This is a genomic window from uncultured Veillonella sp. (genome assembly GCF_963534045.1).
Classification (GTDB): Bacteria; Bacillota; Negativicutes; order Veillonellales; family Veillonellaceae; genus Veillonella.
This window is the reverse complement of record NZ_CAUSQT010000008.1, coordinates 1-15410: the sequence shown is the minus strand read 5'-3', so window position 1 is coordinate 15410 and position 15410 is coordinate 1. Positions and strand designations below refer to the sequence as shown.

The following is a 15410-nucleotide window of genomic DNA, read 5'->3' as shown; positions in this document are numbered from 1 at the left end:
AATTTAAAAGGTGTCATCGTTTGATGACACCTTTTTTTTGAAAGTTTTGCAATTTAATTATTTTGGCAGATTTTAGTATAAGGATTTATATTTCATCCAGTTAGTTTTAGCCATTTCTTTAAGTTCCGTACCACGTCCATCAAGGATGGCGTTGATCAAGTATTTACTAAAGCCTTTTGCTTGTTGGTATGCAATTTTTGGAGGCATAGCAAGTTCTTGTTTATCAACACGGACATTGATAATAACAGGACCTTCATTATAGTTCAAGGCTTCTTTAATTTTTTCATCTACTTCGCTAGAGTTTGTAATGCTAATACCTTTGATACCGGCAGCTTCGGCAAGTTTACCAAAGTCAGGATTTACAAAGTCTGTAGCATAATCTAGGTAACCAGATGCTTTCATTTCCATGGCGATGAAGCTAAGTTCTTCATTGTTAAATACGAATACTTTCACAGGAAGATTTAATTGTTTTAATGACAACATTTCGCCCATCATCATTGTGAAACCGCCGTCTCCAGAAAGGGAGATAACTTGGCGATTTGGACATGCATTTTGAGCGCCTATTGCGTGCATCATTGCATTGGCCATGGAACCGTGGTTGTAGGAGCCAATGATACGACGTTTGCCATTTGTTTTGATATGGCGTGCAGTCCAGATAACAGGAGTGCCCACATCAAATGTAAAGATGGCATCATCAGCAGCCAATTTATTGAGACGATTTACGAAATATTGAGGGTGAATTGCTACACCATCAGGTTCAGCAACGGCATAGCTGTCCAAATCATTGCGGAATTTAGTGTATGCTTTACGAACGGTATCGATGAATTCTGTATCATCTCGTTGTGTAAGGTGAGGGAGTAGTTCGTGTAAGGTATCTTTCACAGAACCTATGATGCCTTGTGTTAATGGAACGCGTGCACCTAGGGCAGATGGATTGATGTCTACTTGAATTACCTTAGCATTTTCAGGATAGAATGGACGATAAGGGAAATCGGTACCTAGCATGATTAGTGTATCGCATTGCTCAATAGCACGGTAACCGGATGTATAACCAAGCAAACCTGTCATGCCCACATCATAAGGATTGTCCCATTCGACCCATTCTTTGCCTCTGAAAGCATGTACAACAGGGGCTTGTAATTTAGTAGCAAGTTCAACCACTTCGTCATGAGCACCGGCACAACCAGCACCACAGAAAAGTGTAATGCGTTTGCCATTGGTTATATGTTGGACCATTTCAAGAATATCCTCTGATTGAGGAATTACGCGTGGCAATTTAGGCGCATGCCATGTAGGTAATTCATCAATTTCTGTTTCCATAACGGCCACATCACCAGGTAGAACGATTACGGCTACATCGCGATTGCCAACTGCGGCATTCATGGCGCGGAATAGGATTTCAGGCATTTGCTTTGGATTAGAAACGAGTTCACAGAAACAAGAGCACTCTTTAAATAAATTTTCTGGATGTGTTTCTTGGAAATAGTTGAGACCGACTTCGGATTGTGGAATATGAGAGGCAATAGCGAGCACTGGTACACGATTGCGATGACAATCAAATAGACCATTGATCAAATGGAGATTACCAGGGCCAGAGCTACCAGCACATACGGTTAATTTACCTGTTAATAGAGCTTCGGCACCGGCAGCAAAGGCTGCAGATTCTTCGTGGCGTACATGTTCAAATTGAATTTTGCCATTACGACGTAAGCTATCGTTTACTGAGTTCAAACTATCACCCGTAATACCATAAATTCTTTCGATGCCTGCATCGGCTAATACTTCTATAAGAACGTCAGAAATACGTTTTTTTGACATACTATCACTCCTAATTAGTAATTAATATTGATTAATATCTATTTTTCTTGTATATATAAATTCTAGTACTTTATATACCCTTATTATGTGAGAAATATCACAAAATTGTGCATACATCACTAAGTTGGTATAATTTCTATGAAAAATATCAATTATTAATAGTTTTAATAGTTTTTCTCATTAACTGATGTATAATCTTGCGAAAGTATCATAAAAGTGGTACTATAAACATATAAATTAATATGATAAGTCTTTGGGGATAGGTGAAATTCCTTACCGGCGGTTATAGTCCGCGAGCTATATAGCATGAATCGGTGCAATTCCGATACCGACAGTAGAGTCTGGATGAGAAAAGACAATAGCACATATATTTTGTATGTGTATATATGATGACCCAAGGACTATGTTTATAGTCCTTTTTTTATTGAGGTATTATGATGAACGACGAATTATATATGAAGCGTGCCATTTCTCTAGCGAAAATGGCAACTGGACATACATCGCCCAATCCCTTGGTTGGTGCCGTCGTAGTAAAAAATAATACAATAGTTGGCGAAGGGTATCACCATAAGGCTGGTGAGGCCCATGCGGAAGTGCATGCTTTAGATGCCGCGGGAGATAATGCTATGGGGGCTACCTTATATGTAACTCTTGAGCCTTGTGCTCATTATGGTAAGACCCCGCCATGTGCAAAGCGTGTCGTTGAATCTGGTATTGCTCGCGTTGTGATTGGTAGTACCGATCCAAATCCACTAGTGGCTGGTAAGGGTATTCAAATTCTTACTGAGGCAGGTATAGAGGTAACTACAGATATATGTGTGGATGAATGTATTCAGTTGAATGAACATTTCTTTACATTTATTAAAACACATAAACCGTTTGTAACTATAAAAAGTGCTATGTCCCTAGATGGTAAAATTGCTACTTTCACCGGTCAATCCCAATGGATTACGAATGAAAGTTCCCGTAAGGATGGACATGTGCTAAGAGCAACTCATGATGCAATGCTTGTTGGGATTGGTACTATATTGGCGGATGATCCTTTACTTAATTGTAGACTGACTAGAGATGAATTATATCAAGCTGTTATCGACACAAATGATGTATCTCTAGAGAATACATTAGAGGTACATCAGCCAGATATTGTTATATTGGATAGTCAAGGGCGTACGCCAATTGACGCAAAGGTATTTACGATACCCAATCGCAAGGTTATCGTCTATGTAGCGAAAGGTTGTCCAGAGCAACGTAGAATTTCTTTGGCTAATGCTGGAGCGATTGTAGAGGAACTTCCAACAAAATCAGTGCGTCAAGGACGTACCACTGATGTAGCTATAGATATTAAGAAGATAGACATTCAAGCGTGTTTGGAACATCTTGGAAAACAAGGATACACATCAGTGCTTGTTGAAGGTGGTTCCACTATTATCAGTTCTTTTGTTGAAGCATTGGCCTTCGATAAAATTGTTAACTATATAGGCAATCTTGTCGTAGGTGGAACGAATAGTACATCTGCTGTAGGGGGTACAGGTTTTGCTACATTACATGATGCACCTAGACTTGAATTTGCTAGTTCGCGAATATTAGATAATAACATCCGCATAGAATCCTATCGTGTAGGAAGGGAGGGCTCTTATGTTTACAGGCATCGTTGAAGAGGTTGGCAAAATAGTAAGCGTTAAAAAGGGAGCTCAATCCTTATTATTGACGATTGGTGGCCATAAAATTTTTGATGATTTAAAAATCGGTGATTCTGTGGCGGTTAATGGCGTTTGTTTAACAGCAACGTCAATTGGTAATCATCAATTTACAGCAGATGTGATGCCTGAGTCGATTAGCATGACGACGTTTACTAATTTAAAGGTAAACCAGCCAGTTAATCTCGAACGGGCGATGGCTGCTAATGGAAGATTTGGCGGTCACATCGTGGCTGGACATGTGGATGGTACAGGTCGTATCGTCAATATGAAACGTACAGATAATGCAATTATTTTTACCATTTCTGCGCCAGAATCGATTATGGATTATGTCATTTATAAAGGATCTATTACAATTGATGGTATTAGTTTAACGATTATGGAGAGAACAGAATCAACGTTTTCTGTATCTATCATTCCCCATACGTTAAGTGAAACTGTGCTAGGACATGCGTCGATTGGTACAGTAGTAAATTTAGAAACAGATATTACAGGCCGTTATATTCGTCATTTCATGACATTAGATGAGCCTACACATACAAGTAAGTCCCAAAAATCCATAGAATCTCTATTAGTAGAGAATGGATTTATGTAAAAGGAGGAGTTGTCTCCATGAATTATACATTGAACACAATTGAAGAAGTTCTTCAAGATATGAAAGTTGGTAAACCTGTTATTATCGTTGATGATGAAAGTCGCGAAAATGAAGGTGATTTGATTATCGCTGCAGAGTTTGCTACTCAAGAAAACATTAATTTTTTCGTTAAATATGCACGCGGTATCGTATGTACACCAATGAGACGAGAAGCCTTGGAACGCCTTGGTATTCCTGCTATGGTTACGAAGAATACGGATAATCATGAAACTGCATTTACTGTTACTGTAGACCATGTAGATACTACAACAGGTGTTTCTCCTGCAGAACGGGCGTATACGATTCAAAAACTATTGGATCCAAATGCAAAACCAGCTGATTTCCGTCGACCTGGCCATGTATTCCCATTGGTATATAAAGAAGGTGGCGTTCTCGTGCGCCAAGGTCATACAGAAGCGTCTGTAGACCTTTGCCGTCTTGCTGGTTTACAAGAGGCTGCTGTTATCTGTGAAATCACTAAAGATGATGGCGATATGGCACGTTTACCGGATTTAGTCGAATTTGCTAAGGAACATGACTTGAAAATCGCGTCCGTAGCAGAACTCATTGAGTACCGTAAACAACACGAAGATATGATTGAATTGGGCGCTTGTTCCAAATTGCCAACAAAATTTGGCGATTTTAATATCTTCGTATTTAAAAATGATTTAGACCATAAAGAACATCTTGCAATCGTTAAAGGCGATGTACAAGATTGTGAAGATGTGCTTGTACGCATTCACTCCGAATGCTTAACTGGTGACGTATTTGGTTCTAAACGCTGCGACTGTGGCGAACAATTAGACAATGCATTACGCTCTATCGAAAAAGAAGGCAAAGGCGTTGTTGTGTACATGCGTCAAGAAGGCCGTGGCATTGGCTTAACAAATAAAATTAAGGCCTATGCACTGCAAGAACAAGGCCTCGATACAGTAGAAGCAAATGAACAATTAGGGTTTCCTGCAGATATGCGCGAATACTCCTTAGCGGCTCAAATTATTCGATTCTTAGGCATTAAGAGTATCCGTTTATTGACAAATAACCCTGAAAAACGCCATGGCTTAGAACATTGGGGTGTTGATGTGCACAAACGTGTACCTCTCATTATTCCTGCAAATAAATTTAATGCAGGTTATTTAAAAACAAAAGAAGAAAAAATGGGTCATATGTTAGAGGACTAATTTTTCTTTACTAACTTAGATAGGTAAGCTAATCATTCATAGGAGGCTATAACATGATGGTTCAAGAAGGTAATTTGGTTGGTACTGGTAAGAAATTTGCTATTATCGGTTCTCGTTTCAATGAGTTCATTACATCTAAATTAATTGGTGGTGCAGAAGACTGCTTATTGCGTCACGATGTTAAACAAGAAGATATTACAGTTATTTGGGTTCCTGGTGCATATGAAATTCCTTTGATTGCTAAAAAAGCAGCTTTATCTGGTCGTTATGATGCTGTTATTTGTGTAGGCGCCGTTATTCGTGGTGCTACGACACATTATGACTATGTTTGTAATGAAGTGGCTAAGGGGATTGCTCACGTTTCTTTAGAAACAGGTATCCCTGTTATGTTCGGTGTAGTAACAACTGAAAATATTGAACAAGCTATTGAACGCGCTGGTACAAAAGCGGGTAATAAAGGTTACGATTGCGCTATGGGTGCTATTGAAATGGTTAATCTTATCGATCAAATCTAAATCAACGTTACTAAACACTCGGTATCATATGATACTGAGTGTTTTTTATATCGAAAATATGTTCTTTTGTAGTAAAATTCAACTAAACAAACATACGTTCTATAATAATGGAAAATATATAGATATCATGCTATACTATATAAGCACTAAAGTGTGTTATTACATAAAAATTTGATTATAAATAAGGAATGATTAAATGGATTATATAAAACGTTTTACTACCCGTGAAGGTGTGCGTATGTCATTAGCTGTTACTACGGATACAGTAGAAACTGCACGTGTACGTCATGATTTATGGCCTGTCGCAACAGCTGCTCTAGGTCGTGCTATGACGGGGGCTCTATTATTGGCTGGTGATTTTAAAAATCACGAGAATGTTAGCCTTCGTATTAAAGGTGATGGCCCGCTTGGTGTTGTACATGTTGATGCATTTTCCGATAATACTGTTCGCGGTTATGTAGATGAGCCACATGTGGATGTGCCATTAAAACGTGCTGGAAAACTCGACGTAGGTGCTGCTGTTGGCCATCATGGAGAAGTACAAGTTACAAGATTTACAAAATTAGCTCAAGATTATACGTCTACCAGTCCTATTCAAAGTGGTGAAGTGGCAGAGGATTTAGCGTATTATTTATACACATCTGAACAAGTGCCTTCTACAATTAGCCTAGGCGTTCTCGTAGACCCAGACTATCATACAATTGTAGCGGGTGGTTTTATCGTTCAAGCTTTGCCAGATGCTACCGATGCTGCTCTGGCTATGGTAGAAAAGAATATCAACGAATTAGGACCTGTTACAGAATATTTAAAAGATCACCCAGATGGTAAAGGACTCGTTGAAAAAGTACTAGATGGACTTACTGTTAACGAAGTCTATAACGAACCAGTATCTTTTAAATGTCGTTGTAGCCGAGATCGATTCGCTGGCGTTCTTATGACATTGCGTGAAGATGATAAGAAATCCCTCTTAGAAGATGAAACAACAGAACTTGTTTGTCATTACTGTAATGAAAAATATCATTTCTCTAAAAAAGAACTAGAAGATATGTTTACACCTAAAGGACCTATTCAATAATAGGACTTATGTATAGATTGTTTTATCATTATGTGCGACAATATAAAGATAGAGTATTTTTAATAGGAGGCAACTATGAGTGCAATCGGTGTTATTGGCGGAACCGGTGTTTATGATCCGTCTATTTTTGAAAATATTCATGAAGAATCCTTGATGACTCCTTATGGAGAAATTGATTATGTTCAAGGAACATATAAAGGTAAAACTGTAATTTTTGTGGCTCGTCATGGTAAAGACCATACGATTCCTCCACATAAAATTAATTATCGTGCTAATATTTGGGGCCTAAAAAAACTAGGTGTTAAATTTATTATTTCTACAACTGCTGTAGGTTCTTTGAATAAGAATTTTGAACCTGGTCACTTTGTCTTAACAGATCAATTTCTTGATTTTACAAAAAATCGTGTCACTACATTCTATGAAGGTGGCGATCGTCCGGTAGCACATTTAGATGTGACAAATCCTTATTGCCCTGAGCTTCGTCAAATCATTGAATCTGTAGGTAAAGAACAAAAATTGTCTATTCATAATGGCGGTACCTATGTTTGTACAGAAGGTCCACGTTTTGAAACACCAGCAGAGATTAAGATGTTCCATATGCTTGGTGGCGATACGGTAGGTATGACGAACGTACCAGAGGTCAATCTTGCAAACGAAGCAGAAATGGCGTATACAACAATCTCCATGATTACTAACTACGCTGCTGGCATTTCTGAAAATGCCCTTACTCACAGTGAAGTAGTTGAAATGATGGGTGAAATGGCATCTCAATTGAAAGCTCTTATCTTAAGTACAATTGAGGCTATCGATATGAATGCAGACTACGCTGCACATTATCGCATGGCTGAATACGGTGGCTTTAAATTATAAGAGATTGTATCCATTTTGACGCGACAATGTGGAGGGATGTCTCATGAAAAATATTGAATGGCGTGATGGTACGCTCATTTTATTAGATCAAACAAAATTGCCGACTCAGGTGGAATATATACATTGTACCGATTGGCGACAAGTAGCAGAGGCGATTAAGATGCTTCGTGTCCGTGGAGCTCCTGCTATCGGTGTCGCTGCGGGGTATGGTCTTATTCTAGCGGCTGAGGAAGCAAATCGTTTAGAGGTTCCTTTTTCTGAACAACTATCAGCATTTTATGAGTGGAGTGAAGAATTAAAGGAAACTCGACCGACGGCGATTAATTTAGCTTGGGCTGTTAATCGTATTATAGCTATTGTGAAAGCTCATCCATTTACGTCTATGGAGGACATTGTAGACAGCATCACGCAAGAGGCCATAGCTATACATACAGAGGATGTTGAGCTCAACACACGCATGGCTATTAATGGCGCCTCTTTATTTAAAGGAAAACAGAATTTACGAATTTTAACACATTGTAATGCTGGTGCTTTGGCTACAGGTGGCCTTGGTACTGCACTTGGTGTGATTCGTAAACTACATGAGCAAGGCCAATTGGAAATGGTGTACGCCGACGAAACGCGTCCTTTATTACAAGGGGCCCGTTTAACGGCTTTTGAACTCCATGAAGATGGCATTCCTGTTACACTAGAGACTGATAATATGGCGGCCTATGCAATGCAACAAGGCTTAATCGATGCTATTATCGTCGGAGCCGATCGTATTACAACGGAAGGCGATGTAGCCAACAAAATTGGCACCTATGGATTAGCAGTACTTGCAAAATTCCATAATATTCCATTTTATGTGGCTGCTCCCTATAGTACATTTGACTTTACACTAAAAGATGGGAAGGACATTCCTATTGAAATGCGTGCTGATGATGAAGTATTGTCATTCCAAGGTGTGCCATCTGCACCTATAGGTATTCATGTATTAAATCCTGCTTTTGATGTAACACCTCATGAACTAGTAACAGCTATTATTACTGAAGAAGGTGTATTAACACCGAATTATCAAGAGTCTATTGCTCGTTTACAATCCGTTGTTGAAAGCAAATAGTTTTCACAATGGGGTTATATAAATACTTATCATTTTGAAGTAAGTTCTTTCCATAACTTGTATATAATTTATTAATTTACAAATGAAGGGGTACATATGCAATCATTAATTAAAGACATTAATCTCGCTGCTGAAGGCCGTAAAAAAATTGAATGGGTTTCTAATTTTATGCCTACATTAAATACATTGGGCGACCGTTTTGAAAAAGAACAAACTTTCAAAGGTCAAACAATTGTTGTTTCCGTTCACTTGGAAGCTAAAACTGCATACCTTGCAACCGTTTTAAAACGCGGTGGTGCTGATGTTATCGTTACTGGTTCTAATCCTCTTTCTACACAAGATGATGTAGCAGCAGGTCTTGTTGATATGGGCCTTACTGTATATGCTTGGTACGATTGTACTGATGAAGAATATTTTATGTTCCTCAACAAAGCGTTGGATCATAAACCTCATATTATCATCGATGACGGTGGTGACCTTGTTAATCTATTACACACAACACGTACTGATGCAAAAGAACGTTTGTTAGGTGGTAGTGAAGAAACTACAACAGGTGTTCATCGTTTATATGCCTTAGAACATGCTAAACAATTGACATTCCCTATGATTGCTGTTAATGATTCTAACTGCAAATACTTATTCGATAACCGCTATGGTACAGGCCAATCCGTATGGGATGGTATCATGCGTACTACAAACCTTACAGTAGCAGGTAAAAATGTTGTTGTCGCTGGTTATGGCTGGTGCGGTAAAGGCGTTGCAATGCGCGCTAAAGGCTTAGGTGCCCACGTATTTGTTACAGAAGTTGACCCTATTAAAGCTATTGAAGCAGTATTCGATGGTTTTACTGTATTGCCTATGATAGAAGCTGCTAAAATCGGTGATATCTTCTGTACGGTAACAGGCTGTAAAGATGTTATCGTAAAAGAACATTACGAAGTTATGAAAGATAAAGCTGTTCTTTGTAATGCTGGTCACTTTGACTGCGAAGTTAATGTTCATGATTTAGAAGAAGTTGCAGTTAGCCATGAACGTGTTCGTCAAAATATTGAAGGCTATACAATGGCTGATGGTCGCAAAATTTATGTATTAGCTGAAGGTCGTCTTGTAAACTTAGCAGCAGGTGATGGTCATCCTGCTGAAATCATGGACTTGTCCTTTGCTATGCAAGCATTGGCTGCTGAACATGTATTGAACAATGGTAAAAACATGGAATCAAAAGTATATGTATTGCCTCGTGAACTTGATGAAGAAGTAGCAAAAATCAAATTGCACTCTATGGGCTACGATTTAGATGCATTAACGCAAGATCAAATCGATTACTTAACAAAGGTAAACTAATATAATCTTTAACTTGAACGTATTATTAACCGAGTCTATATAGACTCGGTTATACCTATGCAAGGAGGCATTATGTCGGATTTATTAATTACCAATGTAGATGTTCTTACCGATAATGGAACATTAAAAAATCATGCCGTTGAAATCGAAAATGGTTATATTACTGCTATTTTAACCGCAGAAGAAGCAAAATCTGTGCAATCAAAGGAAACACTAGACGGTAAAGGTCAATTGGCTGCTCCAGGTCTTGTCAATACGCATACCCATATAGCGATGGGATTGTTCCGTAACTACGCTGATGACTTAGAACTTATGGATTGGCTTGAAACTGCAATTTGGCCAACGGAAGCTAAATTGAATGATGATCTTGTTAAATGGGGCACACAACTAGGTATTGCAGAGATGCTACGTTCTGGTACAACTACATTTAGCGATATGTATTTCTTTATGAACACAACAGCTGATGTGGTGAAAGAAACCGGTATTCGCGCTGTATTGTCCCGTGGTCTTGCTGGTGTTTCTCCTACAGCTGATCAAGCGCTTGTGGAAAATGCAGATTTATCTCGCACTTATCATGGTTATGATAATGACCGCATCAAGGTTCTATTAGGACCTCATGCGCCATATACTTGTCCAGATGCGTATATGGAAAAGGTTATTGCATTGTCTTATGAACTAAATTGTGGCATTCATATGCACTTGTCCGAAACTAAAGGGGAAGTGGAAAATGTTATAAAAGCGACTGGCAAGACACCAATCGCCCATATGCATGATTTAGGTTTGTTCTGGAATACTACATTGGCAGCTCACTGCGTACATGTAACAGAAGAAGATATGGCTATTATGGCTGAAAATAATGTAGCTGTAGCTCATAATCCACAATCTAATTTGAAATTGGCTAGTGGTATTGCGCCTATTCCTGAAATGATAGAAAAAGGCATTACTGTAGGTCTTGGTACAGACGGTTCTGCATCCAATAACAATGCAGATATGCTAGAAGAAGTACGTTTGGCAGCTACATTACATAAAGCTCGTCTTTATGATCCAAAGGCTATTCCTGCACAAGCGGCTTGGAATATGGGGACTGTAGAAGGGGCTAAAGCTCTTGGATATAATGACCTCGGTAAAATTGCAGTAGGTCAACGTGCAGATATCGTATTGTATGATGTATCTGGTATGCACTGGATGCCTCGATATAATGATGTAGCAGCACTTGTATACTCAGCTAATAGCTCTGATGCTAATACAGTCATTGTAGCTGGTAAGATTCTTATGAAAAATAAAGAACTATTGACTATCGATGAAGAAAAATTGCGTAGCGAAATTGGTAAAGCTCAAGAGTATTTTAAAAACTAAGATTTTATACCACACATAACAAAAACCCACTCATGATATATTTCATAGAGTGGGTTTTATGTTGTCCAGCGTAAGAGGTATTCTATTTAATAGCTTTCACCAAAAACATAGGCACAGGGATATAAAATTCATCTTCTTCTGCATAGATGCGAGGTCCTACAGTCGAATCTATTGTTACGGTAGCATCATAAGATTCTAGAAGCTGTTTATCCCATTCAGGACGATCTGTGCCGCTAATAGATAACATATGATAGATGGTGTGACATTTTTCTAATAGTTCAGATTTGATATGTTCATGCGCATTGTGAACAGATTGAGGTAGATGGTGATGATTTTTAGCGTGTTCTGCATCATAATTTAAAATCATACCGCCAGATTTAAGAACTCGTAACCATTCCTTATACGCTTGATCTGGATGTGGTAAATTCCATGTTACATTGCGAGCTACAATAATATCAAAGGTGTTGTCATCAAAATTTAGGTTTTCAGCGTCCATAACAGCAAATTGGGCTGTACTACCAACAGATTGAGCTAATAGTTTAGATTCTTCAATCATGTTAGGCGTAATATCGATGCCCATTACAGTATGTCCTAACTGAGACAGAATAATACTGAAAAAACCAGCACCACATCCGATATCTAAAATACGTAAATTAGATTTCCCTTCCATGTGTTTTAGTAATTCATCGCGCCACAATAAAAGCTTAGGGCTTTGTAATTCTTTTTCACGCAATTTACGAAAATCCTTGGCACGCTCTGTCCAATAGGATGTAATAAATGTTTTGTCATCCTCCTTAGGATGAATAATATGATTAAATGAATCGTTCATAGTATCTCCTTATTTTTTACTGTACTAATAGTATCATACCTATGGTAGTATTCCTATGAAATATTTCATAAATTGACTACATTAGATATAATAAAATAGAAGCTCTGAAAGGAAGGAAAAGGATTATGATTTTACAGACGGGACAAAGAACAGATATTCCAGCCTTTTATGGACAGTGGTTTATCAATCGTGTGAAATCTGGTTTTGTAGATGTACGTAATCCTTATCATCCTAATCAGATTACGCGGTATATGATTAATCATAACATCGTCGATGGCATCGCTTTTTGTACTAAAAATCCACTGCCATTTATACAGTATTTGCCATATATTGCTGACCATCGTCAATATTGGCATATGACGATTACACCGTATGGTACTGATATTGAACCTTATGTACCTCCATATGAACAGGTGATTAATGGGTTTAAAACTATTAGTAATGGCCTAAATCCTCAATCAATGGTATGGCGCTATGATCCGATTCTTATCAATCACACGTATTCTTTCGATTTTCATTGTGAAAGCTTTTACAAGATGGCTAAATCATTAGAAGGGTATACAGATACAGTGATAGCCAGTTATTTAGATATATACGATAAGGTATTACGAAACTTTCCAGAAGGAAAACGACCACCAAAAGATATACAAATACGTTTGATGAAGAACTTGGTAGACATTGCTAATCAATTTGGCATGACCTTAAAAACATGTGGTGAAGGTGATACGTTCAAACATATTGGCGCTGATACAAGCGGCTGTTTAACCATAGATTGCTATGAACGGGCGTGGAATGTAAAATTAAAGGTGCCTAAGAAAAGACCGGCAAGGACTGAATGTAATTGTTATTTACATGGCGATATAGGTGCTTATGATACATGCAGTCATTTTTGCCGTTATTGTTATGCCAATACTAATCAGCAAGCTGTACGCATCAATAGAAATAACCATGATCCTCAATCTTCATTATTGATTGGACATATAAACCCTAATGATACTATAAAAATTAGTAGCGCCTCTAAATATAGTATTCCCGTCCAAAACAGCCTTTTTAACCCATAATTTCAGGGGTAAAAATATTATTGCAGTTTTTTGATCGAATTTGCTTGTCAACGAAGCTTTTCTGGAATGTATATAAGTAGAGGAATGTATTTTATGTATTAAAAGGAGGTGTCTTATGATTACCTATAAAAATCAAGTATCTGCAGAATCTGATTTACCCGTATTAGCAATTTGTTATGATTTCGATAAGACCTTGTCACCTGATGATATGCAAGCACAAGGCTTTATCCAATCCTTGAATGTAGACGTCAACGAATTTTGGAAAGAATCGAATACACTTGCTAAAGAACATGATATGGACAATAACTTGGCGTATATGTATATGATGGCTACTAAATCGTATGGTAAACAATTCCTTACGAAAGAGGTATTAGCCGATTATGGAAGTAAGGTGGCCTTATATAATGGTGTGAGTAGTTGGTTTGAACGTATCCGCCAGTACGGGTTAAAACAAGGTGTACAAATCGAACATTACATCATATCTTCTGGCTTAAAAGAGATGATTGAAGGCACTGAAATGGCAAAGAATGGGGCTTTCAAAAAAATCTATGCCAGCGCATTTATGTTTGATGATAAAGGAGTGGCCGTCTGGCCTGCACAAGCCATCAATTACACGAATAAAACGCAGTTCTTATTCCGTATACAAAAAGGCGTATTAGATATAAATGATCTCGGTGTAAACGATTACATCCGTCCTGAAGAACAACGTGTACCGTTCCGCAATATGATTTATATAGGTGATAGTGATACAGATATTCCTTGCATGAGCCTTGTCAATGTCAATGGCGGTCATTCAATTGGTGTATACGATCCTAATAGCAAGAATAAGGATAAGGTTTATAAAATGATGCAACATCATCGCATTCGTTATTATGCACCGGCAGATTATACAGATGGATCTGATTTAGATACTGTGGTTAAACAAATCATTCAGAAAACAGCGGCTTATGAAGCGTTAGAACAACAATATGTACGTAATAAGCACGAAGCAGAATCACATAGATAGGAGTTGCTATAATGAATACACAGGATATATCAAAGGAATGGATAGACACATTTAATCATCTAGGTGGTGAAGGGAAATTAAAAGCACCAGTTGATTATCATGCCATATTCGAAGCTGATGAAATATTTGGCAAAAAACTATATACATTGCAGATGGGACATGTAGCTTTTCCTACAGGTCATATTGTTGCTTGTGATCCTTTAACACATTTAGCTGCTGTTGATAATAAGACATATATACGCACTGTAGAACCAGGAACCTATCCGATAGAAACAAAAGTGGCTGAACTAGATATAGATTATTATCGTTATGTATTAACTAGGGTATTATTTAAGAATACAAAACCTGTCCAATATGAGTTAGCTCTTAAAGGTCATGAAGATTTAAGCGAGTTAGAAGATGGTGAAAGCTATATTGGCTTTCCTGTAGACGCAGGATTAGCAACCATTGTAGATGAAGCCACGGTTCGTGCATATAAAGAATTTGATCGTCAGTGGTATGAACAACATCCTGATGGCAATATTTATGATGATTACTTTGATGAACTATTTAAATTAAATGCTATCGCTTATCCTAAATTTCAACGACCTGGTGGCGATTGGATTAATTTTAAAATTCCAAACACCGATTTGTATGTACCAATGATACAATCTGGCTTTGGTGATGGTTTATATCCTGTATATTGGGCATTTGATGAAGCCGGTGATATATGCCAAATCATTATTGAATACATTAGCTGTAGCTCTAATGATTAATAATAAAAATAGTATATAGATCTATGAATACAAAAATAAGGCGCTTAGCAATGCTAGGCGCCTTTAGTATATTAATATATTCGATTATTAAATGCCAAAAATCCAGTTAATAACAACACGTAAACAACTGAGACCTACAACGATTTCTGCAAGAAAACGTAAGGAATGTT

At 37.8% G+C, this 15410-nt stretch carries 14 protein-coding genes and 1 riboswitch; of the genes, 12 read left to right on the top strand and 2 right to left on the bottom strand.

The window, feature by feature from the left end; genetic code table 11:
* Nucleotides 1-72 precede the first annotated feature (72 nt).
* The gene (gene poxB / locus RYP29_RS02895; protein WP_311532151.1) at nt 73-1818 is read right to left on the bottom strand and encodes a ubiquinone-dependent pyruvate dehydrogenase; all 1746 of its coding nucleotides are present in this window, start codon (nt 1816-1818) and stop codon (nt 73-75) included.
* A gap of 245 nt (nt 1819-2063) precedes the next feature.
* A riboswitch (FMN riboswitch) is annotated at nt 2064-2179 on the top strand.
* A gap of 73 nt (nt 2180-2252) precedes the next feature.
* Here poxB and ribD point away from each other — a divergent pair.
* The 9 genes from ribD to RYP29_RS02850 all read left to right on the top strand — a co-directional run bounded on the left by ribD (nt 2253) and on the right by RYP29_RS02850 (nt 11589).
* Nucleotides 2253-3473, top strand: a complete 1221-nt coding sequence (gene ribD, locus RYP29_RS02890) for a bifunctional diaminohydroxyphosphoribosylaminopyrimidine deaminase/5-amino-6-(5-phosphoribosylamino)uracil reductase RibD (protein WP_311532148.1) — start codon at nt 2253-2255, stop codon at nt 3471-3473.
* Complete coding sequence (locus tag RYP29_RS02885) at nt 3454-4110, top strand: riboflavin synthase (protein ID WP_311532147.1); 657 nt, start codon at nt 3454-3456, stop codon at nt 4108-4110. The genes ribD and RYP29_RS02885 overlap by 20 nt, the downstream gene beginning before the upstream one ends.
* Before the next feature lie 17 nt (nt 4111-4127).
* Entirely contained in the window at nt 4128-5330 is a 1203-nt protein-coding gene (locus RYP29_RS02880) for a bifunctional 3,4-dihydroxy-2-butanone-4-phosphate synthase/GTP cyclohydrolase II (RefSeq protein WP_301835921.1), read from the top strand.
* A gap of 53 nt (nt 5331-5383) precedes the next feature.
* On the top strand, nt 5384-5845 hold the full coding sequence (gene ribE / locus RYP29_RS02875) for a 6,7-dimethyl-8-ribityllumazine synthase (RefSeq protein ID WP_005377561.1): 462 nt from the start codon (nt 5384-5386) through the stop codon (nt 5843-5845).
* A 196-nt stretch (nt 5846-6041) separates the two neighbouring features.
* Nucleotides 6042-6920, top strand: a complete 879-nt coding sequence (gene hslO, locus RYP29_RS02870; protein ID WP_311532142.1) for an Hsp33 family molecular chaperone HslO — start codon at nt 6042-6044, stop codon at nt 6918-6920.
* Nucleotides 6921-6995: 75 nt separating this feature from the next.
* Nucleotides 6996-7790, top strand: coding sequence for an S-methyl-5'-thioadenosine phosphorylase (gene mtnP / locus RYP29_RS02865; protein ID WP_311532141.1), 795 nt, complete (start codon nt 6996-6998; stop codon nt 7788-7790).
* A 43-nt stretch (nt 7791-7833) separates the two neighbouring features.
* A complete protein-coding gene (gene mtnA / locus RYP29_RS02860; RefSeq protein ID WP_311532139.1) occupies nt 7834-8892 on the top strand; it encodes an S-methyl-5-thioribose-1-phosphate isomerase in 1059 nt (352 codons plus the stop codon).
* Nucleotides 8893-8988: 96 nt separating this feature from the next.
* A complete protein-coding gene (locus RYP29_RS02855) occupies nt 8989-10233 on the top strand; it encodes an adenosylhomocysteinase (protein WP_311532137.1) in 1245 nt (414 codons plus the stop codon).
* Nucleotides 10234-10305: 72 nt separating this feature from the next.
* On the top strand, nt 10306-11589 hold the full coding sequence (locus tag RYP29_RS02850) for an amidohydrolase (RefSeq protein WP_311532135.1): 1284 nt from the start codon (nt 10306-10308) through the stop codon (nt 11587-11589).
* A gap of 82 nt (nt 11590-11671) precedes the next feature.
* On the opposite strand, the gene RYP29_RS02845 is transcribed toward RYP29_RS02850, so the two are convergent.
* Nucleotides 11672-12418, bottom strand: coding sequence for a class I SAM-dependent methyltransferase (locus RYP29_RS02845; protein WP_311532133.1), 747 nt, complete (start codon nt 12416-12418; stop codon nt 11672-11674).
* 125 nt (nt 12419-12543) lie between these two features.
* Here RYP29_RS02845 and RYP29_RS02840 point away from each other — a divergent pair, with 125 nt between their 5' ends.
* The 3 genes from RYP29_RS02840 (at nt 12544) to RYP29_RS02830 (ending at nt 15240) form a co-directional block, all read left to right on the top strand.
* Complete coding sequence (locus tag RYP29_RS02840) at nt 12544-13479, top strand: DUF1848 domain-containing protein (RefSeq protein WP_311532132.1); 936 nt, start codon at nt 12544-12546, stop codon at nt 13477-13479.
* A 115-nt stretch (nt 13480-13594) separates the two neighbouring features.
* Nucleotides 13595-14485 carry an HAD family hydrolase gene (locus RYP29_RS02835; RefSeq protein WP_311532131.1) on the top strand — a complete coding sequence of 297 codons (891 nt, stop codon included), beginning with the start codon at nt 13595-13597 and terminating at the stop codon, nt 14483-14485.
* Nucleotides 14486-14496: 11 nt separating this feature from the next.
* The gene (locus RYP29_RS02830; protein ID WP_311532130.1) at nt 14497-15240 is read left to right on the top strand and encodes a DUF4241 domain-containing protein; all 744 of its coding nucleotides are present in this window, start codon (nt 14497-14499) and stop codon (nt 15238-15240) included.
* Nucleotides 15241-15410: the final 170 nt, after the last annotated feature.

What these genes read in the sequence shown, in the direction of transcription:
- poxB (WP_311532151.1), bottom strand. Translation starts at nt 1,818, where the DNA reads ATGTCAAAAAAACGTATTTCTGACGTTCTTATAGAAGTATTAGCCGAT.
- ribD (WP_311532148.1), top strand. Translation starts at nt 2,253, where the DNA reads ATGATGAACGACGAATTATATATGAAGCGTGCCATTTCTCTAGCGAAA.
- RYP29_RS02885 (WP_311532147.1), top strand. Translation starts at nt 3,454, where the DNA reads ATGTTTACAGGCATCGTTGAAGAGGTTGGCAAAATAGTAAGCGTTAAA.
- RYP29_RS02880 (WP_301835921.1), top strand. Translation starts at nt 4,128, where the DNA reads ATGAATTATACATTGAACACAATTGAAGAAGTTCTTCAAGATATGAAA.
- ribE (WP_005377561.1), top strand. Translation starts at nt 5,384, where the DNA reads ATGATGGTTCAAGAAGGTAATTTGGTTGGTACTGGTAAGAAATTTGCT.
- hslO (WP_311532142.1), top strand. Translation starts at nt 6,042, where the DNA reads ATGGATTATATAAAACGTTTTACTACCCGTGAAGGTGTGCGTATGTCA.
- mtnP (WP_311532141.1), top strand. Translation starts at nt 6,996, where the DNA reads ATGAGTGCAATCGGTGTTATTGGCGGAACCGGTGTTTATGATCCGTCT.
- mtnA (WP_311532139.1), top strand. Translation starts at nt 7,834, where the DNA reads ATGAAAAATATTGAATGGCGTGATGGTACGCTCATTTTATTAGATCAA.
- RYP29_RS02855 (WP_311532137.1), top strand. Translation starts at nt 8,989, where the DNA reads ATGCAATCATTAATTAAAGACATTAATCTCGCTGCTGAAGGCCGTAAA.
- RYP29_RS02850 (WP_311532135.1), top strand. Translation starts at nt 10,306, where the DNA reads ATGTCGGATTTATTAATTACCAATGTAGATGTTCTTACCGATAATGGA.
- RYP29_RS02845 (WP_311532133.1), bottom strand. Translation starts at nt 12,418, where the DNA reads ATGAACGATTCATTTAATCATATTATTCATCCTAAGGAGGATGACAAA.
- RYP29_RS02840 (WP_311532132.1), top strand. Translation starts at nt 12,544, where the DNA reads ATGATTTTACAGACGGGACAAAGAACAGATATTCCAGCCTTTTATGGA.
- RYP29_RS02835 (WP_311532131.1), top strand. Translation starts at nt 13,595, where the DNA reads ATGATTACCTATAAAAATCAAGTATCTGCAGAATCTGATTTACCCGTA.
- RYP29_RS02830 (WP_311532130.1), top strand. Translation starts at nt 14,497, where the DNA reads ATGAATACACAGGATATATCAAAGGAATGGATAGACACATTTAATCAT.